At 70.8% G+C, this 21,114-nt stretch carries 19 protein-coding genes; 9 read left to right on the forward strand and 10 right to left on the reverse strand.

The genetic code is table 11. The features are described 5' to 3' along the window. The first annotated feature begins 548 nt into the window (after window positions 1–548). Window positions 549–776, forward strand: a complete 228-nt coding sequence (locus QRX50_RS08335; protein ID WP_285971377.1) for a hypothetical protein — start codon at window positions 549–551, stop codon at window positions 774–776. Here the strand turns inward: QRX50_RS08335 and QRX50_RS08340 are convergent. Both QRX50_RS08340 and QRX50_RS08345 read right to left on the reverse strand, forming a co-directional pair. After that, the gene (locus tag QRX50_RS08340; protein ID WP_285971378.1) at window positions 773–1,510 is read right to left on the reverse strand and encodes a TetR/AcrR family transcriptional regulator; all 738 of its coding nucleotides are present in this window, start codon (window positions 1,508–1,510) and stop codon (window positions 773–775) included. The two genes, QRX50_RS08335 and QRX50_RS08340, sit on opposite strands and share 4 nt — an antisense overlap. A gap of 9 nt (window positions 1,511–1,519) precedes the next feature. Further along, window positions 1,520–1,930 (reverse strand): hypothetical protein, encoded by a 411-nt coding sequence (locus tag QRX50_RS08345; protein WP_285971379.1) that lies wholly within the window; start codon window positions 1,928–1,930, stop codon window positions 1,520–1,522. A gap of 98 nt (window positions 1,931–2,028) precedes the next feature. On the opposite strand from QRX50_RS08345, the gene QRX50_RS08350 reads away from it, so the two are divergent. The 3 genes from QRX50_RS08350 to ptsP all read left to right on the forward strand — a co-directional run bounded on the left by QRX50_RS08350 (window position 2,029) and on the right by ptsP (window position 6,502). Then, on the forward strand, window positions 2,029–3,045 hold the full coding sequence (locus QRX50_RS08350; RefSeq protein ID WP_285971380.1) for a hypothetical protein: 1,017 nt from the start codon (window positions 2,029–2,031) through the stop codon (window positions 3,043–3,045). 261 nt (window positions 3,046–3,306) lie between these two features. Further along, the gene (locus QRX50_RS08355) at window positions 3,307–4,179 is read left to right on the forward strand and encodes a ribokinase (protein WP_285971381.1); all 873 of its coding nucleotides are present in this window, start codon (window positions 3,307–3,309) and stop codon (window positions 4,177–4,179) included. A gap of 676 nt (window positions 4,180–4,855) precedes the next feature. Beyond that, complete coding sequence (gene ptsP, locus QRX50_RS08360; RefSeq protein WP_285971382.1) at window positions 4,856–6,502, forward strand: phosphoenolpyruvate--protein phosphotransferase; 1,647 nt, start codon at window positions 4,856–4,858, stop codon at window positions 6,500–6,502. 59 nt (window positions 6,503–6,561) lie between these two features. Here ptsP and QRX50_RS08365 read toward each other — a convergent pair whose 3' ends face one another. Continuing rightward, entirely contained in the window at window positions 6,562–7,215 is a 654-nt protein-coding gene (locus tag QRX50_RS08365; RefSeq protein ID WP_285971383.1) for a DUF1707 SHOCT-like domain-containing protein, read from the reverse strand. 231 nt (window positions 7,216–7,446) lie between these two features. Here QRX50_RS08365 and QRX50_RS08370 point away from each other — a divergent pair, with 231 nt between their 5' ends. Continuing rightward, window positions 7,447–8,340 (forward strand): hypothetical protein, encoded by an 894-nt coding sequence (locus QRX50_RS08370; RefSeq protein ID WP_285971384.1) that lies wholly within the window; start codon window positions 7,447–7,449, stop codon window positions 8,338–8,340. Window positions 8,341–8,343: 3 nt separating this feature from the next. On the opposite strand, the gene QRX50_RS08375 is transcribed toward QRX50_RS08370, so the two are convergent. From QRX50_RS08375 to QRX50_RS08385, 3 genes are read right to left on the reverse strand one after another with little or no spacing between them, the layout of a single operon-like run. Beyond that, window positions 8,344–8,994 (reverse strand): response regulator, encoded by a 651-nt coding sequence (locus tag QRX50_RS08375; RefSeq protein ID WP_285971385.1) that lies wholly within the window; start codon window positions 8,992–8,994, stop codon window positions 8,344–8,346. Continuing rightward, on the reverse strand, window positions 8,991–10,178 hold the full coding sequence (gene macS, locus QRX50_RS08380) for a MacS family sensor histidine kinase (RefSeq protein WP_285971386.1): 1,188 nt from the start codon (window positions 10,176–10,178) through the stop codon (window positions 8,991–8,993). Before macS ends, QRX50_RS08375 begins: the two co-directional genes overlap by 4 nt. Continuing rightward, the gene (locus QRX50_RS08385; RefSeq protein ID WP_434533249.1) at window positions 10,175–11,416 is read right to left on the reverse strand and encodes an AI-2E family transporter; all 1,242 of its coding nucleotides are present in this window, start codon (window positions 11,414–11,416) and stop codon (window positions 10,175–10,177) included. Before QRX50_RS08385 ends, macS begins: the two co-directional genes overlap by 4 nt. Window positions 11,417–11,733: 317 nt before the next feature. On the opposite strand from QRX50_RS08385, the gene QRX50_RS08390 reads away from it, so the two are divergent. Together QRX50_RS08390 and QRX50_RS08395 are read left to right on the forward strand one after the other, a co-directional pair. Next, complete coding sequence (locus tag QRX50_RS08390) at window positions 11,734–12,798, forward strand: hypothetical protein (protein ID WP_285971388.1); 1,065 nt, start codon at window positions 11,734–11,736, stop codon at window positions 12,796–12,798. Window positions 12,799–13,019: 221 nt separating this feature from the next. Then, window positions 13,020–16,166 carry a PE-PGRS family protein gene (locus QRX50_RS08395; RefSeq protein WP_285971389.1) on the forward strand — a complete coding sequence of 1,049 codons (3,147 nt, stop codon included), beginning with the start codon at window positions 13,020–13,022 and terminating at the stop codon, window positions 16,164–16,166. Window positions 16,167–16,229: 63 nt separating this feature from the next. Here QRX50_RS08395 and QRX50_RS08400 read toward each other — a convergent pair whose 3' ends face one another. Together QRX50_RS08400 and QRX50_RS08405 are read right to left on the reverse strand one after the other, a co-directional pair. Continuing rightward, the gene (locus QRX50_RS08400) at window positions 16,230–16,997 is read right to left on the reverse strand and encodes a dioxygenase family protein (RefSeq protein ID WP_285971390.1); all 768 of its coding nucleotides are present in this window, start codon (window positions 16,995–16,997) and stop codon (window positions 16,230–16,232) included. 279 nt (window positions 16,998–17,276) lie between these two features. After that, window positions 17,277–17,453: a hypothetical protein gene (locus tag QRX50_RS08405; RefSeq protein ID WP_285971391.1), complete on the reverse strand. Its 177-nt coding sequence runs from the start codon at window positions 17,451–17,453 to the stop codon at window positions 17,277–17,279. 65 nt (window positions 17,454–17,518) lie between these two features. On the opposite strand from QRX50_RS08405, the gene QRX50_RS08410 reads away from it, so the two are divergent. After that, entirely contained in the window at window positions 17,519–17,974 is a 456-nt protein-coding gene (locus tag QRX50_RS08410) for a MarR family winged helix-turn-helix transcriptional regulator (RefSeq protein ID WP_285971392.1), read from the forward strand. Between the two features lie 32 nt (window positions 17,975–18,006). Then, entirely contained in the window at window positions 18,007–18,417 is a 411-nt protein-coding gene (locus tag QRX50_RS08415; protein ID WP_285971393.1) for a hypothetical protein, read from the forward strand. A 5-nt stretch (window positions 18,418–18,422) separates the two neighbouring features. On the opposite strand, the gene dnaB is transcribed toward QRX50_RS08415, so the two are convergent. Together dnaB and QRX50_RS08425 are read right to left on the reverse strand one after the other, a co-directional pair. Next, window positions 18,423–19,829: a replicative DNA helicase gene (gene dnaB / locus QRX50_RS08420; protein WP_285971394.1), complete on the reverse strand. Its 1,407-nt coding sequence runs from the start codon at window positions 19,827–19,829 to the stop codon at window positions 18,423–18,425. An 868-nt stretch (window positions 19,830–20,697) separates the two neighbouring features. Continuing rightward, entirely contained in the window at window positions 20,698–21,030 is a 333-nt protein-coding gene (locus QRX50_RS08425) for a DUF3558 family protein (RefSeq protein ID WP_285971395.1), read from the reverse strand. Window positions 21,031–21,114: the final 84 nt, after the last annotated feature.

The following is a 21,114-nucleotide window of genomic DNA, read 5'->3' on the forward strand; positions in this document are numbered from 1 at the left end:
AGGTGAGTTTGTCACAACCCGTGTCCGGCCGTGCGCGAAACCGAACCACTCGGCCGGCGGGATGACCGGCCTACGCGCTCCCGCCGTTCTTCGGGTGCACGGCGTCGAGTCCAGTCATCTGACATCGCCGTCTCGCGCCCTCGCCGACGTTGTCCACAGCCGCACCGGAGTTGTGGACAGCTTGGCTTCCTCACGTTCCTTTTCCCGGGTTTGTCGTACCCGGCCGATAAACTGGACTGGGGACGCCCCCCGAGGAGGGTGGGGGCGTGTCCGTGCGGCGGGGGCACACGTCGAACGCCGAAAATGTCCGCGTGATCTGCGGCAGTTCCGGCAGTTTCGGGTGATCGACGGCGGTGGGTGGGCCTGGCGTGGCCACCACGCAGGCGTCGTGGACCGAAGCCGATCGTGTGCCTGCGAGTGAAGCGGCAGCCCGGCTGCGCACCTCGGCGACGGTGGGCGCGTGGTCACCATCGGCAGCTGCGTCAGCGATCGCGTGGCGGGGCCGGGCGTGGTGCTCTACGCGATGAGCAAGTCGGCGATGGTCGGGGTTGACGAAGGCGCTCGCGCCGCGCGGGGTCACCGTGAACCTGGTGCACCCCGGGCCGACCGACACCGACATGAACCCGGCCGACGGTCCGTTCGCCGACGACCAGAAGTCGCTCACCTCCGTGGGGCGCTACGGGGAGTACGCGCTCGCCGGGCCGGCGAGGTACGTCACGGCGTCGGCGACCCTCACCGCCGCGACCTTCTCGGTCGACGGCGGGCACGCGGCCTAACCGGCGTACAGCCCCACGTCGCGGGCCAGGTCGGTGAGGATGGCCTCGAAGAGGATGTCGGGCTTCGACACCGGGATCGGGTAGTTGCCGAACACCTCGAGCGTCACGTGGCCGTAGAGGCGCGCCCAGAACTGGATCATCAGGTACGTGAGCCCGAGGTCCAGCTTCTCGGGCGCGATCGCGCGGCCCGACTCGCCGAGTACGGCGAGCAGCTCGCTCTGGAACGCGGTGAGGTCGTCGCGCAGCTCGGGCGGGACGACGTCGTTCGGCGGCATCACCAGGTCGTGCGTGGCGAGGACCTGGCCGGCGGCGGCGAGGAAGACACGGCCGAACGGCTCGTCGAGGCGGTGCAGCGCGCTGCCCGCGGTGGTGCCGACGCCGCCCGTGGGCGACGCGAACACCAGCGTGAACTCCTTGGTGTGCGTGAGCGCCCACCGGCGGAAGCCCTTGCAGATCGCGAAGAGCTGCGCCATGCCGTCGTCGGGGAGCACGGCGACGTCCTCGGCCAGCTCGGCGGCGAGATCGGCGATCACGTCGAGGCGCAGGTTCTCGACGAGGTCGTCGCGCGACTCGTAGTAGCGGTACAGGGCCGGCGCGGTGATGCCCAGCTCCCGGGCGATCGCCCGGAGCGTCACGGCGTCCGGACCCTGTTCGACCAGCAGTCTCCGGGCGGTCCGGCGGATGTCCTGCTCGGTAGCCGCTCGCGCGCGGCCCCTTCGCGTGGGGCTGCTCATCCGGACATTCTAGGTGGTCGGCACCGTTGTTCCCGCAACAACGCGGCCGGAGAGCAGCCGGGCCTGCAGATCGGTGAGCGGACGCAGCACCCACATGGCCACCACGGCCATGCCCAGCGCGCAGAAAAAGTGCACGATCCACGCCCCGGCGAGCGACGGCCCACCCCACGATTCATTGGCCGTCGAGGGGTCCCAGAACAGGCCGTACGTCACGATCCGCCACACCAGGAACCCGATGAGCAGCGCCAGTGGGATGGCCGGCACGCTCACACCGGCCGCGGCCAGGTAACGAGGGGTCCCTTCGCGCGGCGGGACGTGGAGGAGCCGTTCGGCGAGCAGTTGCCGGGCACGTCTGCTGCCGAAACACGCGGGCAGGGCGAGGAGGGCGTAGAGCACTCGTTTCCAGTCCGAGATCTTCATGGGTTCGACGCTAGGGATCGTTGAGCTGCGAAAACATCCGGTCGTCCGCCGAACGGGGTAGGGAAACCTCGACCGCGTTCTGTCACACTTCGTCCGAGATGGACGAAATCACCACGGTCACCTACCCCACGCCCGCCCCGCCGGACGAGGTGCGGCTGGCGACGTTGCTGCTGCTGGTTCCGGGGCTCCTGATCGCGGGCTTCGGTGGCGTGCTCATGACGGTGAGCCGCGCCGGTCTGTATGCCGGGTCCGTGATCGCCCTGGTCGGGCTCGTACTGCTGGGCTGCATCCCCATCGGGCGGCGTGGCCTGCGCAAGGAGCGCCTGAGCGTCGAGGTTGCGCCGAGTGGTCTGCGGTTCCCCGTTCGCGAGGCGCGGCTCGTGCTGCCGTGGGCCGACGTCAGCGCGGTGGCGCTGGTCGAGAAGCACAACCGGGTCGAGGTGTACCTGGCGCCGGCTTCGGCCGCCGAGGATCGCCTGGTCAAGCGGTTCAGCCGCCGCGGTCCCCACGGCTTCGTCCTGTCGACGCTGTTCGAACCCGACGAGGCCCACCGGCTGGCGGCCGCGGTCGAGACGGTGCGGCCGGGGCTGGTGCGGTGGCCGTCTCTCGAGGTCCGGCGCGGCGGGTTCGGCCCGCAGCGCGTGGCGGCGACGGTGGTGCGGTGGACCGCGGTGAAGCGGAAGCCGGTGGCCGGCGAGAGCGTGACGGTGCGGGCGAGCAAGGCTTCGGGCGCGCGTCAGGCGGCGATCGGGGGCACGGTGGCGTTGCTCGCGGCGGTGCTCGTCGTGCGGACGTGGCTGCCGGTCACGGTGCCCGGGCTGATCGCGGTCGCGGTGTGCGTTGCCGCGCTGGTCTGGACCCGGCACCGCGGCACGCGGGGCGTGTTCACCGTGGACGGCGCGGGCGTGGCGTGGATTCCTCGGTACGACAACGGGGTCGTGGTGCGGCTTGACGAGATTTCGGCCCTGACGGCCGAGGCGGGCGGCGTCCTGCGCGTGACCCGGCGCGACGGCGGCGACTTCGTGCTCGCTTCGGGGGTTTCGATGCCGGCCGCGCGGACCGTGGCCGCACTGGTCGGGGCGCCGCCGACGCCGATCACTCGGGGGGCTACGTGATCGGCGCCGGCGACCCGATGCCCTCTCCGGTGCGCTTCCGGTCGGGGCAACGCCACTGGCTCAAGGACAGTGACGCTCCACAAGAGCGGAACCCGTGTCAGAAGTGACGCCTGGGGGACATGGATCCCCCGATCGAGTGACGGGCAGCCGCTGCTCGCCTGATTGTCGCACTGGGCGCCGGATAAGTTACAAAAACCTTCACTTTTGCGCACGGACGGTGGGTGACCTGCGCCCGAGCGCGCCCGTGGCAAGGTGTCGACCATGTGTGCAGCCGTGCTGGTGGTGGGTTCCGCCAACGCCGACCTCGTCGTCCCCGTCGACCGCCGCCCGGCCGGCGGCGAAACCGTCCTGGGCGGCGACACCGTGCTGTCGCCGGGCGGCAAGGGCGCGAACACGGCCGTCGCGGCGGGGCGGCTGGGTGCGGATGTCGCTCTGCTGGGCGCCGTGGGTTCGGACCCTTACGGCGCCCTCCTGCGCGATTCCCTGGCGGGCGCGGGGGTCTCGACCACGTTTCTGCGCGTCGTCGATCGCCCGACCGGCATCGCGTACATCACCGTCACTCCCGACGGCGAGAACTCGATCCTGGTCTCGCCTGGCGCCAACTCCGCCCTGACACCCGCGGACATCACGTCCGAGGCGCTCGCCGGGGCCGCTGTGGTGGTGCTGTCGCTGGAAGTCCCGCTGCCGACCGTCGAGCACGCCGTCCGCCGCGCGGCTGCGGCAGGGGTGACGGTGGTGCTCAACCTTTCACCCGCCGCCCGGTTGTCCGCTTCGACCTTGGCTGCGGTGGACGTGCTGCTGGTCAACGAACACGAGGCCGCCTACCTCCTCCGCTCGGACGACGCCGACCCCCGCGAGCTGCTCGATCTGGGCCCACGCGCCGCCGTCGTCACGCTGGGCGCGAAGGGCGCCGTGGTGGTGGACGCCGACGGGGTCACGGAGGTCGCGTCGCCGGCGGTCGAGGCCGTCGACACGACCGGCGCCGGCGACGCCTTCGCCGGAGCACTCGCGGCCGCCCTGTCCGAGGGCACCGCACTCGTCACCGCGGCGCGGCGCGCGGTGAAGGTCGCGGCGATCAGCGTGACCCGCCACGGGGCTCAGCCGTCGTATCCGTCGTCGGACGAGCTGGAATGACCTGATGGCTTGAGGCCCATGGTCTCCTCGGCGGCGCGTTCAAGCGAGGGCGAGCTTTTGCCTCTCGCGGTTGGCCTTGGGGGCCCTCGCGGTGACCAGGGCGCCGTCTACGTTCCCCGCTGGACTGACCTGAGGGGCGGGTTCGTCCTCGGCGGCCATCCCCAGGTTGCTTCGGTGGGCCTCTCGCCTTGCCGCTCGTGTTTCCTGGAACCTCCCCCGTTGCGCGAGGCTTGTTCGGTGGCGATGGATTAGCGCCGGTGCTCTCCACTCGTTGCCGCCTCGGGTTGATTCGCATCCTGACGGCGCGCCCGGCGAGCGCCTGTGGACCTGGCCCGCGGTCCTCGCTTCGACGCGCACCCTGTCCCGCAGATCTGGACGCCCCTCCGATCCGGCCGCTGTCCGCCGCCCCGCCCCGAGTTGTCCACAGCGGGTCCCGCTGATCCCGAGTTGTCCACAGATTGCCCACAGCCCGTTTTCAGGCCCCTGACCTCGGTAAAATGGAGTCGGGGCAGCCCCCCGGAGAGGGTGGGGGTTGTGTTGCGGGCCGGGGAAGGGCGAGCGTCACACGGGATCGGAGCGAGGTAGGAGGTGGCGCGGGTGCAACACAGCAAGGAGCGTCGGCGGGTGTGGCCGACGCCGCGAGCCATCCGCAGGCATCTGAGCTATGGTCTAGACCATGTCTGAGAGCCAGTCCGCCGCCGGTGTGAGCCTGAGCGGTGTCGCGGTGAGTCCGGGGCGCGCGAGCGGTCCCGTCGTGCGTGTTGCCGAGTCGTTTGGTGAGCCTGCGAGCACGCCCGCGCCGGCCGACGCGGCCGCTGAGGCCGCCCGGATCGAGCCCGCGGCGCAGGCGGTCGCCGCGCGATTGGAGGCGCAGGCCGGGAGTGCGACCGGCGAGGCCTCCACGATCCTCATCGCGACGGCCGCGATGGCCGCCGACCCCGCGCTGGCCACGCAGGCACGGCAGCTGGTGACGGCGCAGAACCTGCCCGCGGCGCGCGCTGTCTACCAGGCCGCCGAGGGGTTCGCCGAGGCGTTGGCCGCTGCCGGGGGCTACATGGCCGAGCGGGTGCGTGACGTGCGTGACGTGCGTGACCGGCTGGTGGCCGAGCTGCTCGGCGTCGCGCCGCCCGGGGTGCCGGAGCTGGCCTCGCCCAGTGTGCTGGTCGCCCGGGACCTGGCGCCCGCCGACACCGCCGGGCTGGATCCGGCGAAGGTGCTCGCGCTGGTCACCGAGGAGGGCGGGCCGACGAGTCACACGGCGATTCTTGCTCGCGCCCTCGGGATTCCGGCGGTGGTGGCCGTGAAGGGGATCCTCGACCTCGACGCGGAGGCGCTGAGTGTCGATGGCGACACGGGCCTCATCCAGCCAGTCGACCCAAACGCGCCCATCGTCACCGCCGTCGCGCAGGGGCCGGCGGAGTGGAACGGCGCGGGCGCGACCGCCGACGGGCACGTCGTCAAGGTCTACGGCAACGTCGGCTCGCCCGCCGACGCGCAGGCGGCCGCGGACGCGGGAGCGGAGGGCGTCGGCCTGTTCCGCACCGAGTTCAGCTTCCTCGACGCGCCGGCGGAGCCGTCCGTCGACGAGCAGCGCAAGGCGTATGCGGCGGTGCTGGCGCCGTTCCGCGGCAAGCCGGTGATCGTGCGGACGCTCGACGCCGGCGCCGACAAGCCGCTCGCCTTCCTCAACCCCGACGACGAGCCCAACCCGGCGCTCGGCGTGCGTGGCCTGCGGGTGGCGTTCGACCGGCCCGAAGTGCTCGATCGCCAGCTCGAGGCCATCGCCGGGGCGGCCCAGGATTCGGGCGCGCTGGTCTCCGTGATGGCCCCGATGGTCGCGACGGCCGAGGAAGCCGCGTGGTTCGCCGAACGGGTGCGCGCGGCGGGCATCGAGCGCGCGGGGGTGATGATCGAGATCCCGGCCGCCGCGCTGTCCGCGCGGGAGATCCTGGACGTCGTCGACTTCGTCTCGGTGGGCACGAACGACCTGGCCCAGTACACGTTCGCGGCCGACCGCCAGCTCGGCGCCGTCGCGAAGCTGAACGACCCGTGGCAGCCCGCGTTGCTGCGGCTGCTCAAGCTGATCGGCGACGCGGCGAAGGCGACCGGCAAGCCCGCCGGGGTCTGCGGCGAAGCGGCGGCCGACCCGCGGCTCGCCGTGGTGCTCGCGGGCCTTGGCCTCACGAGCCTGTCGATGAACGCGGCGGCCGTGCGGGCCGTCGGCGCGTCGCTGGCCGCGGTCACGCTGGCCGAGGCCGAGGCGAAAGCAACCAACGCGCTGGCCAGCGCCGATCCGGTCGCGGCGCGCGTGGCAGCGAGCTAAAAAGACGGAGCCGGACCCGGCCGACGGATGGAAAACCAGGTCCGGCACCGCATCACTGGTCAGCCGAAAAAGCCCCGCCGAGGGTTGCGGATGACCAGCGAGCCTCCATGGATGCGGCCCGTGATGACGTAGCGCGGGCTGCCGGCGCGGCCGTTGCTGCCGGTCTTGTCGTCGAGCGAGCCGAACTTGATCTCGGTGATCGCGTTGTAGTCCACCGCGGCCTGCGGCGGGATGATGATCTCGACCGAGCCCCACTTGGAGTCCAGCTCGATCTCGACGACCGGCGTCGACACCTGGGCCTCGGTGAAGTCCAGCTTCGTACTGCCGTACTTGTTGCGCACGACCATCGCCGGCGGCACCAGCCACGGGCCGCCGCGCTGCAGCGACGAGTACTTCGCGTTGAGCTCGAGCCGCTGACCGGGCGCATACGTGCTGGTCGGCGCCTGGTAAGCCGGGTGACTGGGCGCGGCCCCCGGGTGCAGCAGCCCCGGCAGGTCGGTGAGCACGGCGTTCAGCTCGCCGCGCGTACGCGACGCAAGCGCCTTGTCGGTGCGCTCCGTGAACTCGTCGAGGTTGAGCATCCCCAGCCCGATCGCCTTCTGCAGCACGGCGACGACGTGTTCGCGCTCGTCGTCCGACACCCGGATGTCGCGCGCGGTCAACGGCTTCGTCTCGGTCGCGGTCTCCGCGCCGGTCGTCTCTTCCTCGGCCATGTAAACGATGGTAGAACCGTATTTCCCTCGTCAGATCGGGGAAAAACCCTGAACAGACCCGTATATCGCGCCGGCGTCGCCCTCGTTGCGACGAGCTTCCTGCTGGCCGCGTGTACGGGCGGGATCCCCACCCCGGCCCCCGCGCCGACGACCGAGCGTCCGCAACCCGTCGGGCCGACCGGGCCGCCGCCGAGCGGGCTCACCGGGTCGGTCACCACCGGCGGGATCGGCGTGCAGCTGCTGCTCGCCACGTCACCGCCGACCCTGTTCGACGCCGACACCGGCGCGAACGGCCCGGTGCCCGGCGTGCCGGGCGGCGATCGGCTGGTGGGCGTGCAGCGCGTCGGCCGCACCCCGGTGATCTTCACCTCGCCCCGGTGCCAGCAGACCTGCCAGCCGTTCGACGTCTACGCCTACGCGGGCGTCGCCACGCCGCTCGGCCAGGCGGTGAGCCTCGCGCCGGGCGCCGACGCCAAGAGCGTGTGGGTCATCCGCCAGGACGCCCCGGACAGCTGCCGGCTCGAGCACGTGTCGCTCGCCGGCTCGACGCTGGGCGGCGGCAGCTCGGCGAGCTGCGCCACGGTCCTGCGGCAGGAGACCTCCCACGGCCTGCTGATCACGGTCAACAACGGCACCGCCGAAACCGTCGACGTCCTCATCGACCCCGACACCGGACGCACCGTGCAGCAGGCCCCGAGCATCCTCGCCGCGATCGGCGACCGGCTGATCCTCGGCGGCCTCACCGACCTGACGGTCGTCGACCTGGGCGACGGGAGCCGCAAGAAGATCCAGCCGCCGGTGGTCCAGAGCAATCCCCTGGTCGTCCCGAGCCGGGAAGGCAACTTCGCGGCCGTCGACTTCGGTTCGCCCGCGTGGCACAGCTCCGACATCCAGACCCGCGACGTGTGGCTGCTCGACCTCACGGACCTGACCTGGCAGCAGGCACCGTCGATGCCGTTCTCCACCGACAACCTCAAGCGCTCGTCGCTGGACTGGACCGACGACGGCGACCTCGTGCTCGACGACGGGGTGGTCGCGGCCTGGCACCCGGGCGAACCCGCGTGGCGGCTCGGGAAAGCCAGGCTGGCCGGCGCCCTGCAGACAGCCGCAGTCAGCGCTTCGTAGCGATCAGTCCTCGTCGAGGCCGTGTTCGATCGCGTACCGCGCCAGCTCCACGCGGTTGTGCAGCTGCAGCTTCCGCAGCGTCGACTGCACGTGGTTCTCCACCGTCCGGTGCGAAAGGACCAGCCGTTCCGCGATCTGGCGCGCGGTCAGCCCCTTCGCGACCAGCCGGAGCACGTCCGTCTCGCGTTCGGTCAACCGCGGCGGCGCCGGCTCCGCGGACGCAGGCGCGTCGGCCATCCGCCGGTACTCCCCCAGCACCAGACCGGCGAGACCTGCCGTGAAGACGGGATCGCCCTCGGCCGTGCGGCGGACGGCGTCCACGAGCTCCGCCACGGACGCCGACTTCACGAGGTAACCCGAGGCGCCGGCCTTCACCGCCTCGAGCACGTCGGAGTGCTCGCCGGAAGCCGACAGCACCAGCACGCGCGTGTCCGGCAGCTCGGTGGTGATCTCGCGCGTCGCGTCGACGCCGGAGGTGCCGTCGAGGTTGAGGTCCATGAGGACGACGTCCGGGCGGACCGTGCGCGCGATCCGCACGGCGGCGGGGGCGTCGGGCGCCGTGGCGCGCACGTCGAAGCCGTTTTCGCCCAGGTCACGGGCGACGCCGTCGCGCCAGATGGGGTGGTCGTCGACCACCATCACGGAAATCGTCATCGTCTGCCCCTCGTCTTGTTCGGCAGGGCTTTGTTCGGCCCGCTCTTGTTCGGGACCGGCGTGTTCGGCACGCGCACCTCCCACTCCGTGCCGCGGCCCGGAGCGCTGTCCAGGGCGGCGGTGCCGCCGAGATCACGCACCCGGCCCCGGATGGACTCCACCACACCCAGGTGCCCGTCGGCCTCCGCGCGCGCCAGCCGGCCTTCGGGAATGCCCGGGCCGTCGTCGCGAATGCTCACCACGATCTCGCCGCCCAGGTCCTCCAGCAGCACCCACGCGCGGGCATCGGGACCCGCGTGCTTCTCCACATTGGACAGTGCCTCGCGCGTGACGGCCACCAGTTCCGAAGTCACGTGCGCCGGCAGGTCGACCGTGCCCGCGGGCGTCGCGACCTGAACCGAAGGCGTGGCGAGCAGCTGCAACGCCGAACGCAGGTCCGCGGTCCCGTTGCTCGCCACCGCCCACGACGGCTCGGTGGTCACCAAGGCGCGCAACGCGATCTCCTGCTCACCCGCCAGCCGCGCCAGGTCGGCCGCCTCGCCGCCGACCTTCATGCCACGCCGGCGCACGCGCGCGAGGACCTGAAGCACGCTGTCGTGGATCGAGCGCGCGAGCCGTTCCCGTTCGGCCGTCGCGGCTTCCGTGCGCAACGCCAACGCGAGCGCCTCCGCCGAACGCCGTGCCGTGGTGGCCGCCATGCCGATCAGCACACTGCTCGCGCAAAGCAGCACGCCGTCACGGAAGACGTCGAGGTCCAGTCGTTCGCGCGCGATGCCGGTGCCGATGGCGACCACGAGTCCCGCCAGCACCCCGCCGCCCGCGCCGAAGCGCGTCGCCGCCGCGATCGGTCCCACCGCGGCCCACACCGTGGTGATCAGCGGCGCGGCCTCGGCGTACTGCGTCGGCGACAAGATGAAGGGCGACAACAACATCAGCCCCGTCGTCAGCACGACGTCGAGCACCACCAGCCACCGCCACCGGCCGCCTTCACGCAGGTAGGCGAGGCCCGACACCAGCGTCCAGCCGCCCATCGCGCCGACGACGGCCCACGCCAGCCACGCACGCTGGAACTCACTGCGGTGGACGATCACCACGCCGAGCGCGAACGCCCACGTGACCACACGCAGCAGCACGACCCCGCGCCACAGCGGCGTTGCCGGGTCGCGGGTGGCCGGCGTGCTCACTTCTCCTCGTCGTCGCCCCGAGTCGGCACTTCGGCTTCGTCGGAGCCCGGCTCGGCGTCGTTGGGTTGCGCCGCTTGGTCGTGGAGCACGTCGACGCTCTCGGGATCGGGGTCGTGCTCGTGCAGCAGCGACCGGATGCCCGCGTTGAGCACGGCCAGCAGCGGCACGGCCAGCAGCGCGCCGGCGATGCCCGCGGCGACCAGCCCGGTGGCGATCGCGAGCACCACGGCCAGCGGGTGCAGCCGCACGGCGCGCCCGAGCAGCAGCGGCTGCAGCACGTGGCTTTCCAGCTGCATCACGCCGATCACGATCGCCAGCACGATCACCGCGCCGATGAAACCCTTGGTCACCAACGCGATCAGTACCGCGACGCTGCCCGCGATCACCGCACCGATGATCGGGATGAACGCGCCGAGGAACACCAGCGTCGCCAGCGGGATCACCAGTGGCACACCGACGATCCACAGCCCGATGCCGATGCCCACGGCGTCGACCACGGCCACGGCGGCCGTCGCGCGGATGTAGCTGACGAGCGATGCGAAACCGCGGCGCCCGGCCACGTCCACGCGTTTGCGCACGCGCGTGGGGACGCCGCGCACCAGGAACGACCAGATCTGGTTACCACCGGCCAGGAAGAAGATCGTGACGAACAGCGTGAGCACGAAGCCGGTGAGGATCTCGCCGACGGTGCCCGCCGTGGTCAGCGCGGTGTTCGTGAGCGAGGCCTGGTTGTTCTGGATGAAGCCGATCGCGTTGCTCAGGAAGTCTTGGATCTGCTCCTGGCGCAGGTGAATCGGCCCGTCGGTGAGCCAGTTCTTGATCTGGGTGAGGCTGTTGTTCAGCTGCTGCTGCAGCTGCGGCAGGCCACTGGAGAACTGCGTGATCACGAACGTGAGCAGCCCGCCCAGCACCGCCAGCCCGGCGATCAGCACGATCGCCGTGGCGAGCCCGCGCGGGAACCGGATGTGCACGAGTTTCTCGACGGCGGGCGCGAGCAGCGCCGAAAGCAGCAGCGCGATCGAGACCGGGATGACCACCGCCGACAGGTAGCCCATCAGCCAGATCACTGCGTACAGCGCAGCGATCACGACGATGAACCGCCAGCTCAGGGCCGCGGCCACCCGGAGCCCGCGCGGGACAAGGCCCGTGACGTCGTTTGTCTCGGGGAGGAACGGTTGCTCGCGCCGTCCGCGTGCTGGGTGGCTCACGGGTCTCACCGTATCGGTCCGCCCTGTCATTCCGGGCGAATCGCGGGGCCGCGGGCGGCGGCGCGTCCGGTGGTTCGCCCGAAGTGGCGCTTGACAGCCGACTGCGGAGTAACCCCGCTCCGCCAGTGATGATCACCGAAAGTGAGATCAGACCACACTCTGTGTCGTTCACACGATGGTGGCATCAAGTCGTGTCAAGGATGCGTAACGGGTGTGAGTCCTGGTTCTCTCGGTTCCACACCCGGCGATGAGGAACGCATTTCCGCGATTCCGCGAAAGCCGGCGGGAACATCGAAACCCCGAAAGTCTTTCCCGAGCCAGACGTTTTGAGTTGAGGAGAAGCACGAGTGACGAACGCGGCGAACGAGGGGCGGGGCGCGATGCGCGTCGGCCGTCTCGCGTCGCGTGCGCTGTTCGTCCTCGGTGGCGCGGTCGCCGCGACCGCCGCCGCGTGGGCCGTCTCCTCCTCCGCCGCCTCGGCCGACACGATCCAGGCCGGCGACGTCAACGCGAGTGTCACGCCGGTCACCGACGCGACCGTGACCAACCTCGGCGACGTCACGCGCGGTGTCTCGGAGTTCGCCGGCAACGTCGCCGGTACCGCCGCGGGCGCCGTGCAGAACGTCTCCGCGTGCGAGCAGGACGCCACCACGTGGTCCGAGCCGGGCCATGACCGGCCGATCTGCTCGCTCGACCCGCGCGATCACATCGGTGGCCCGCACCGCGACCAGGTGCGCACCACGGCCGACCACGAGGTGTCCGGGCGCGTCAGCGACGCCGTGACCGACCTCGGTGAAGACGCCGTGCTGCACCCCGCGGCGCGCACGCTCGGCGCGCTCGAGCACATCGCCCGCAAGCCCGAGGACACCCGCCGCGTGATCGACGAGGCCACGGCCCCGTCGCCCGAGGCGCAGGACTTCGGCCGCAAGGTGTGGGACCTGCTCGACCCGCGCCACACGGGGTCGCTGGTCGACCTCCCCGAGCTCCCGGGCTCGCCCGTCGAGCCGGCCGCTCCCGTCTCGGCCGCCACCGGCACCACCGGTGACACGGCGCAGAACCTCGGCGCCGCAGCGGTTTCCACCTCCGACGCGCTGCGGGCGATCTTCTCCCGCTCCGCACACGAGGACTTCGCGGCAGCAGGCGACAGCGTCGACACGCCTTCGCGTGGCGACCACCGCAACCTGCCCGACCCGTTCTCCCCGGCGCAGCTTCCGATGGCGCCCCCCTCCATCCCGACTGTCCCCGGCGGCGGCAACAACACCGCCCCCGGTGGTCACCTCGACGGCCTCAACTTCGGTGTCCCCTCCTGGGTCACCGCTGCCGTCGACAACGCCGTGGCGGGTTCGACCCGCGCCGGTGTGCGGCACACGCCGCTCAGCCCGGGCCACCAGCCCGGCGTCACTCCTGACTGATTCACCTCACCCGCGGGGTCGTTGACGCGCCCTGAAGCCAGAGCACCTTTGTCGTGCCTGCTTCGCGTCACCGACTGAACCCCGCGGGTTTTCTCGCGATGCGCCCCTTTTCCGCGCTCGCACCGCACCACCCCTCTGGTGCGCTTTCCCTCAATTGATCACGGCGAAAAGCGCACCTCCACAAGCCCGCAAGGGAACCCGAAATGAAGGAGAAAAACCCCATGCAGACCTGGGCAAAGCGCGGACTCCAGACCGCGTTGGTCACGGGTGGGTTGTTGATGCTGGGCACCGGCATCGCCTCGGCCGACGAAAACGTCAACCCTGACACCCCGGCCTCCCCGCTCGACCTCAACGTCACCGTTCCGGTCGACGTCGACAACAACGCCATCGGCACCCCGCTGGGTCAGGTGGACGTCCCTGGTTACCAGGGTGAGGTCAGCACCAAGCCCGTCACCTCCGCTGTGAAGGACGCGCTCGCTTCGGCGAAGGCCCCCGGCGGTGCGGCGAGCAACCTGACGGACAGCCTGCCGAAGGCCGACGCGCCGCGGCAGCTGACGCCGACCCACGACGCCCTCAAGGGCAACAAGGTCTCCGGCGACCTCGTCGTGCCGATCCAGATCGTCGACAACGCCGTCGGTGTGCTGGGTGACGCGAACGTCGACGGCAAGTCGCACGAGCAGACCTACTCGCACAACCAGGACATCGCGACCTCCGGCAAGAACTCCGGGCTCGCGGGCAACGTCGTCGCCCTCGACTGGGCGCTCCCCGTGCAGCTGGCCGGCAACGGCGTCGGCCTCGCGGGCGGGTCCGGCGCGGTGCACGGCGGCTCGGCCAGCCAGAGCACCACCGAGACCGGCAACATCGACACCACCGGCAAGGGCTCCGGCCTGTCCGGCAACGTCGTCGCCGGCCAGTTCGCCACCCCGGTGCAGGTGACCGGCAACGCCGCGTCCTGGATCCTGGGCAACGGCTACAGCCAGTACACCGCCGACACCTCGGCGACCTCGGGCGGCTCCGCGCTGACCGACGGCAAGGGCGGCGCCGGCACCGGCAACGTGGTGGGCGCGCCCATCGCCCTGCCGGTGAAGTTCAACGGCAACGCCGGTGGCGTGTGGGGCTCGGACGCCGACGCGACGTCCTCCTCCTCGGCCGACGCGAAGGCCGGCGACGAGCGGCCGGGCAGCCTGGCCGGCACCCCGACCTACCTCGAGACCGACGGTGACCAGTCGTTCCTCGGCGGCAACGCCGCGGCGGCGCAGCTCAGCCCGATCGCGAACGTCGCGAGCGTGGCGGGTTCGTGGATCGGCAACGCGACGACGGGCATGTCGCCCGAGCGTTCGGTCGGCAGCTCGCACTCGAGCACCGTCGACTCCGGCGGCTTCGTCAAGACCTCGGGCCAGCAGGCCGCGGGCGCGGGCAACGTGGTCGACCCGGCCGTGGCCCTGCCCGTCGAGGCGTGCGGCGTCGGCGGCACCTACATCGGCAACGCGCACGCCGCGTGTGACAACACCACCGACGCCAACGCGGGCGACGGCAGCTACACCCGTGGCAACGACACCGTGCTGGGCGGCAACGTCGTCAACAGCCAGGTGGCGGGCGCTCCCGAGGTGCACGGCATCGGTGGCAGCCACATCGGCAACGCCTCCGGCACGTCGAACGAGACCAAGACCGTCACGGCCGGTGGCTACGACGGCAGCCAGGGCAACGACTCCTCGGGCTCGGGCAACGTCGTCCAGGTCCCGGTGGGCGTGCCCGCCGAGGTCTTCGGCGTGGGTGGCTCGTTCATCGGCCAGGGCTCGGCCGACGCGCACGAGACCAAGGTCGTCCAGGGCGGCGGCGGCGGCAACACCGCCGACGACAACGGCTTCCTCAGCTCGAACCTCGGCACCGTCCCGGTGTCGGCTCCGGTGCAGGTCTTCGGCATCGGCGGCGCGTTCGTGGGCCAGGGCCACGGCAACGCCTCCGGCGACACCACCTCGGGTGCCGGCTGGGACACGCACGCGACCGGCACCAAGGGTGCGGGCGCGGGCAACATCATCGAAGCTCCGGTCTCGCTGCCCGTCCAGGGCCACGGGATCGGCGGCGCGGTGGCCGGCATCGGCACCGCGCAGGCCGACAACCTGACCGACTCGACCGCGGGCGGCCACGCCAGCACCGACGGTCAGGGCGGCGGCCTCGCCGGCAACATCATCAAGGCGCCGGTCGGCGGTGCGGTGAACCCGTCGGGCGTCGGTGTCGCGGGTGCGGCGCTGGGCCACGCGGCCGGTTCGAACGACGTCGCGTCGACCGCGGGTGGCGACTCGCAGACCAACGGCGACGCCGGTGCGGTGGCGGGCAACGTCATCGGTGCCGACCCGCTGGCGGCCGTCCCGGTCGTGGCGGACTCGGTGTCCGCAGCGGGCGTGTCCTCCGCCGACAGCATGAACACGCAGGACGTGACCGCTGCCGGTGACGACACCACGTCGGGTCTCGAGGGCTCGGTTTCGGGCAACATCCTCGACATCCCCGTCAGCGCGGTGCCGCACGTGGTGACCAACGCCGTTTCCGCGGCCGGTGTCGCCCACGCGACCGGTGACAACAACATCACCGCGACCAACGGTGGGACCCCCACCACCGACGGTGACGGAAGTGCGCTCTCGGGCTACAACTTCTACCACCACCTGCCGGTCAACGTCCCGGTCTTCGGCGTCCCGCTGGAGCTGCTGGGCACCGCGACCGCGGAGGGCACCGACAACACCGTCGTGTCCGAGCCGTCGATCGACACCCCGCTCGGCAACGAGCTGGGCGCCGCTCAGCTGCCGGCGCTGCCGGCTCTGGCGTCGCTCCCGACCTCCGGCGCCACGCCGGGTCTGCCCGCGCTGCCGGGTCTGCCCGCCCTGCCGGACGCCGGTGCGCTGCCGGGTCTGCCCGCCATGGCGATGCTGCCGGGTGCCGAGCGCGCCGACCTGCCGGTCAGCGGGCTCTCGGGCCTGAACGAGCTGGGCCAGCTCAAGGGCGCCACCTCCCTGCCGACCGTGTCGGGTCTGGGCAGCGGCGTGCACCTGCCGGGTCTGCCCTTCGGTGGCGAGCGCGCCGACGCTCCGGCTCTGCCGGCGCTGCCCGCTCAGCTCCCGGTGAAGGCGAACCTGCCGACGCTGCAGCAGCTCCCCGCCGTGACGGCGCTGCCGGCTCTGCCGGGCGTGCCCGCCACGCTGCCGACGTCGGGTGTCCCGGCGCTGCCGACCGCGGGTCTGCCGGCTCTGCCGACGCTGCCCGCCGTCCCGGCGCTGCCCGTGGCTCAGGTCCCGGCGCTGTCGGGCATGGACTCCTCGCCCCTGGCGATGATCCAGCAGCTGGCCGCGAAGGTGACCGGCTTCTTCAAGAAGTGAGCATGTAGCTAACCCGAAACGGGCCCGGAAGCAGCCAGCTTCCGGGCCCGTTTTCTTTGTGTGTCAGGAAAATTCGAGCGAACGCTTCGCGAGGCCGTGCCAGAACCCGTCGATCACGGTGCGGCCGGTCGTTTCGCTCGCGCCGAGCGTGACGAACAGCGGCGCGAAGTGCTCGATGCGCGGGTGCGCGACGGCGGCGGCCGGGGCCTTGTGCTGGAAGTCGAGCAGTGCGTCGACGTCGCCTCGGCTGATGACCTCGTCGCCCCAGTGGTCGAACTCGGTGGACCACCGCGGCGGCGTGCCGTCGGTGCCGTCGGTCTCGCGCATGGCGCTGAGGTTGTGGGTGAAGAAACCGCTGCCGATGATCAGCACGCCTTCGTCGCGCAGCGGCGCGAGCTTGCGGCCGAGGTCGAACAGCACCTGCGGGTCGAGCGACGGCATCGAGACCTGCAGCACGGGGATATCGGCGTCGGGGTACATCTCGACGAGCGGCACGTACGCGCCGTGGTCGAGACCGCGGTCCGGCGCGTCGTGCACCGGCGTGGTTGAGCTCAGCAGCTTGCGGACCTTCGCGGCCAGCGCGGGTGCGCCAGGTGCGGCGTATTTCACCTGGTAGAAGCGGTCGGGGAAGCCCCAGAAGTCGTAGACGAGGGGGACGGTCTCGGTCGCCGCGAGCGTCAGCGGGGCCTCTTCCCAGTGCGCCGAGACGACGAGGATGGCCTGGGGCTTCGGCAGGTCCGCGGACCAGCCGGCGAGCTGCCGCGTCCACCGCGCGTCGTCCGTGAGCGGCGGCGCACCGTGGCTGAGGTAGAGAACCGGGGTGCGGGCCATGCGTGCCTCCAAGTGTTTGAAACTTCAACTACCAGAGTACGTGACGCTGGGGGGCCCGGCGATATTTCGTCAGGTGAGGTTTTCAGCCATTCGCTCGAGGGTGCGGACGGTGATGAGGTAGTCCAGCTCGTCGATGCCGGTCGTGGCTCGGGCGCGCAACGCTCGGACCTCGGCCTAGATCCCTTGGTGGACTTGCCGGCCTTCGGCGGTGAGCCGGTGGTCCGGGGTGAGCCGGCCGCGGTGGTACAGCTCGTCGAGGTGCCGGGCCATGCTGCCTTCTTAAGCGACAAAGGGTTTCAGCGTTTCGTCGACTTGTTCTGTGGTGCGCGCGCCTTGTGCGACCGAGTTGAGCACCTGCCACTGCCGGCGGGTGAGGTGGTAGGTGCCGAGTGGCTGGTCGAGGGCCTTTTCGAGCAACTCGTGGTTGTGCCGGAGCCAGTGGCCGATGGGTTTCATGGATACTCCCTATGTCGAAGAGCAACTGCATGTAAATGTACATGTATTTCCATGAGAGGACGCCCATGCCGGACCCGGTGGCCGACGTCGAGCGAGCCATGATCGCCATCCGCCGGAGCCAGCAGCGCCGTGCCCTCACTCGCATCGCCCGTGATCGTGGCCAGCACGCGCTCGACCCGGTGATTGAACTGCTCGACGTCGTCGAGGACTTCGCGGACCGGGGTGACCCGGCCACCGTCACGTCGCTGGCCACGGCGCTCGGCGTCGATCAGCCGCGCGCCAGCCGTCTCGTCGCCCGCGCCGTCGACCAGGGTGACCTGCAGCGGGAAGCCGACCAGTCCGACGGCCGTCGTACCGTCCTGGTCCTGACCTCGGCCGGCCGGGCCCGGCTGGACGCGCTGCACACGTTCCGCCGCACTGTCTTCGCGGAGGCGATGTCCCCGTGGAGCGCGGAGGACCGTGCGACGTTCGCCCGCCTGTTGACGAGTTTCATCACGAACTACGAGGCCCTTTGCCGCTGACCGCCCAGCGTCCCGATGGCAGGGTGATCGACATGGACGACCCTGACCGGGGCGACGTCGAATCTTTCGCGTCTCCAGCGCAGATCCGCGTGGCTCAGGCTGCCGCCGCCGCGGCACCGCACGCGGCGGCCTTGATGACCGAACATCTCTCCGACCACGGCGAACTACTGCCGATCATGTACTTCGACACCCTCGGCGTCTGGTATCTCGCTGCCTGGCGCCGCCGCGACGCCGACCCTGATCAGTTCGCGCAGGCCGGCGCCGTCGCGGCCGTGCTGGACGCCCAGCTCAAGTCCGACCCGGGGCTCGAGAACGCGATCGCGGTCGGCTTCGTGGAGATGTTCACCTTCCTGCCCGCGTCCGAACAGGCTGCCGCCGCGGCGACGCTGCCGCCTGTCCTGCGGGCCGAGTACACCGCGATGGCCGCCTGGCGCCCCAGCTAGTCGTGCTAGTCGTGCGCGAGGTCGGCGAAGCGGCTGTAGTGCAGCTGGTGCGCGACGACGATCGTGCTCGTCGGGCCGGCGCGGTGCTTCGCGAGGATGAGGTCGGCTTCGCCGGCACGGGGGTCGTCGCGTTCCCAGGCGTCGGGGCGGTTGATGAGGATGACGATGTCGGCGTCCTGTTCTAGGGAGCCGGACTCACGGAGGTCGGACAGCATCGGCTTCTTGTCGGTTCGCTGTTCCGGACCACGGTTGAGCTGGGAGATCGCGATGACCGGCACTTCGATCTCCTTCGCGAGCAGCTTGAGCTGCCGCGAGAACTCCGAGACTTCCTGCTGCCGGGACTCGACGCGCTTGCCCGACGTCATCAGCTGGAGGTAGTCGACGACCACGAGCTTGAGGTCGTGGCGCTGCTTGAGCCGGCGGGCCTTGGCGCGGATCTCCATCATCGTCATGTTCGGCGAGTCGTCGACGAACAGCGGCGCCTCCGAGACCTCGCTCATGCGGCGGGCCAGGCGGGTCCAGTCGTCGTCGGACATCTTGCCACCGCGCATGTCGGCGAGGCGGATCTTGGCCTCGGCCGAGAGCATGCGCATCACGATCTCGGTGCGGCTCATTTCCAGCGAGAAGATGACGCTGGTCAGGCCGTGGCGGATCGAGGCTGACCGCACGAAGTCCAGGCCCAGCGTCGACTTACCGACACCGGGACGGGCGGCGACGATGATCATCTGGCCTGGGTGCAGGCCATTGGTGAGCTCATCGAAGTCGGCGAACCCGGTCGGGATGCCCTGCGACTGCCCGCCGCGCGACGCGATCGCGTCGATCTCGTCCATGGTCGGCTGCAGGAGGTCTTCGAGCGCGACGTAGTCCTCGCTGGTGCGGCGCTCGGTGACGTCGTAGATCGCGGCCTGCGCGCGGTCGACGACCTCGTCGATGTTCGCGCCGTCGGCGGCCGCCGCGCCGTAGCCGTACTGCACGATGCGCGTGCCCGCCTCCACGAGCCGGCGCAGCACCGCCTTCTCGGCGACGATCTCGGCGTAGTAGCCGGCGTTGGCCGCGGTGGGGACGGTCGCGATCAGCGTGTGCAGGTACGGCGCCCCGCCGACGCGGCCGAGCTCGCCGCGGCGCTCCAGCTCCGCCGACACCGTGATCGGGTCGGCGGGCTCGCCGCGGCCGTAGAGGTCGAGGATGCAGTCGTACACGGCCTGGTGCGCGGGCCGGTAGAAGTCGCCGGGCCCGAGCGCCTCGATCACGTCGGCGATCGCGTCCTTCGACAGCAGCATGCCGCCCAGCACCGACTGCTCCGCCGCCATGTCTTGCGGCGGCTGCCGGTCGAACCCGCCCGAACCCGGGTCACTCGGCCCCGGGTCGGAGTCCGCGTCGTACATCGGACCGCGGTCGTCGGTCAGCGCCACCGCCCCGGACACCTCCTCGACCGGCGGGCAAAGCCGCGGTCATCCCCTGCCACTCGTCACGTCCTGTGTCGAACGGTGCCGCGCGAGCCCTCCTCGTGCGAACACCTGTTCGAGTATGCCGGATCCTCTCCGACTTTCCCAGCCCAACCGCCGGGCCCTCCTTGATGATGGACCGGCGTCCCCCTCACCGATGACTTGCCACGCCGGGCGCCACCGTGAGTGCTGGCCGAGAGGGCACGCTAGATCCCCCGGACGGACGAGCGCAATTCCGGGTGTTGACCGTCCTGTGGATAACTTGTGGACGACTGGAGGTAACCAGTCACAGGTAGCCGCCAGGCTGTGGACAAGTTGGGGACAGTCCTGATCACCTTCACGAAATCCCCAGGTCAAGGCCTGTGTAGAGACTGTGGAGAACTTTGTCGAAACTCGTCCGGCGTGTCGCGCTCGGCGCGTCCTTCGGCGTGTCGTCCGGACGCGTGCACACCTGCCTGTGGATGAATGCTACGGAGCGTAGAGGCGTGACACGGTGGGCTGAACGAGTGGCCACGCCGGTCGCACACCGGCGTTTCGGTGCTCTGAGTAACCGCTGAGTGAGAACGCGCTGGTAGGCCGCCCGCACCACGAAAACTGAGTGGGGTTCACCTGGCGGCCACCTGAACGTGCCGCACTCGAAACCCCACCCGGAGTAGCGCTCTAACGGGTCAGTTTGCGGGGCGGGATCCGGCTGCTTGTTCAGTCCGTCGACGTGGCCTGCTTGCTCATGCGACGTCCTTGAGGTGCCCGCCCATGGCGGTCGCGAATGTCTTTGCGACTCCGCACGGATCGTCCACGTTCTTGCCGGTGCTGATCTGCGGGATGATCGAGACGGCTAGTTGGTTGGTGACTCCCGCCCAGAGGGTGCACTGCCGGACTTGCGTCCGTCCTGTGCGTCGGCGTAGACCGCCGGGTAGCCGTCGACATCGGTCGGTTCGAAGTACGCCTGGTTGGACTTCTGTGCGTAGACGTCGCTGATTCCGCCGCTGTTCTGCGGGAGCGGGGTGTCGTGAACAAAGTTTTGATTGCTGCCGGACGACGTCCAGTTGCAGCTGACCAGGGTCTGGGTGACCTGCTCACCGGGGTAGGCGAGGCCGACTTGAGCTGCTTCGGCGGCGTTGAGCACCGAGCACGGGTCGCTGACCAAGTCCTGAGTGGGCGCGGGCACCGTGGGTCCGGCTGCGCCATCGGCTGCGCTGCTGGGACTTGGGCTCCAAGTCTGGTTGATGTCGTCGCGTCATAGCTGATCTTG

It is taken from the genome of Amycolatopsis sp. 2-15, from assembly GCF_030285625.1.
In the GTDB taxonomy this organism is placed as follows: domain Bacteria; phylum Actinomycetota; class Actinomycetes; order Mycobacteriales; family Pseudonocardiaceae; genus Amycolatopsis; species Amycolatopsis carbonis.

Bases quoted from the DNA above. Each gene is read 5' to 3' on its own strand.
- QRX50_RS08340 (WP_285971378.1), bottom strand. From the start codon at position 1,510: ATGAGCAGCCCCACGCGAAGGGGCCGCGCGCGAGCGGCTACCGAGCAG.
- QRX50_RS08345 (WP_285971379.1), bottom strand. From the start codon at position 1,930: ATGAAGATCTCGGACTGGAAACGAGTGCTCTACGCCCTCCTCGCCCTG.
- QRX50_RS08350 (WP_285971380.1), top strand. From the start codon at position 2,029: ATGGACGAAATCACCACGGTCACCTACCCCACGCCCGCCCCGCCGGAC.
- QRX50_RS08355 (WP_285971381.1), top strand. From the start codon at position 3,307: ATGTGTGCAGCCGTGCTGGTGGTGGGTTCCGCCAACGCCGACCTCGTC.
- ptsP (WP_285971382.1), top strand. From the start codon at position 4,856: ATGTCTGAGAGCCAGTCCGCCGCCGGTGTGAGCCTGAGCGGTGTCGCG.
- QRX50_RS08365 (WP_285971383.1), bottom strand. From the start codon at position 7,215: ATGGCCGAGGAAGAGACGACCGGCGCGGAGACCGCGACCGAGACGAAG.
- QRX50_RS08375 (WP_285971385.1), bottom strand. From the start codon at position 8,994: ATGACGATTTCCGTGATGGTGGTCGACGACCACCCCATCTGGCGCGAC.
- QRX50_RS08385 (WP_434533249.1), bottom strand. From the start codon at position 11,416: ATGACAGGGCGGACCGATACGGTGAGACCCGTGAGCCACCCAGCACGC.
- QRX50_RS08395 (WP_285971389.1), top strand. From the start codon at position 13,020: ATGCAGACCTGGGCAAAGCGCGGACTCCAGACCGCGTTGGTCACGGGT.
- QRX50_RS08400 (WP_285971390.1), bottom strand. From the start codon at position 16,997: ATGGCCCGCACCCCGGTTCTCTACCTCAGCCACGGTGCGCCGCCGCTC.
- QRX50_RS08405 (WP_285971391.1), bottom strand. From the start codon at position 17,453: ATGAAACCCATCGGCCACTGGCTCCGGCACAACCACGAGTTGCTCGAA.
- QRX50_RS08410 (WP_285971392.1), top strand. From the start codon at position 17,519: ATGCCGGACCCGGTGGCCGACGTCGAGCGAGCCATGATCGCCATCCGC.
- QRX50_RS08415 (WP_285971393.1), top strand. From the start codon at position 18,007: ATGGACGACCCTGACCGGGGCGACGTCGAATCTTTCGCGTCTCCAGCG.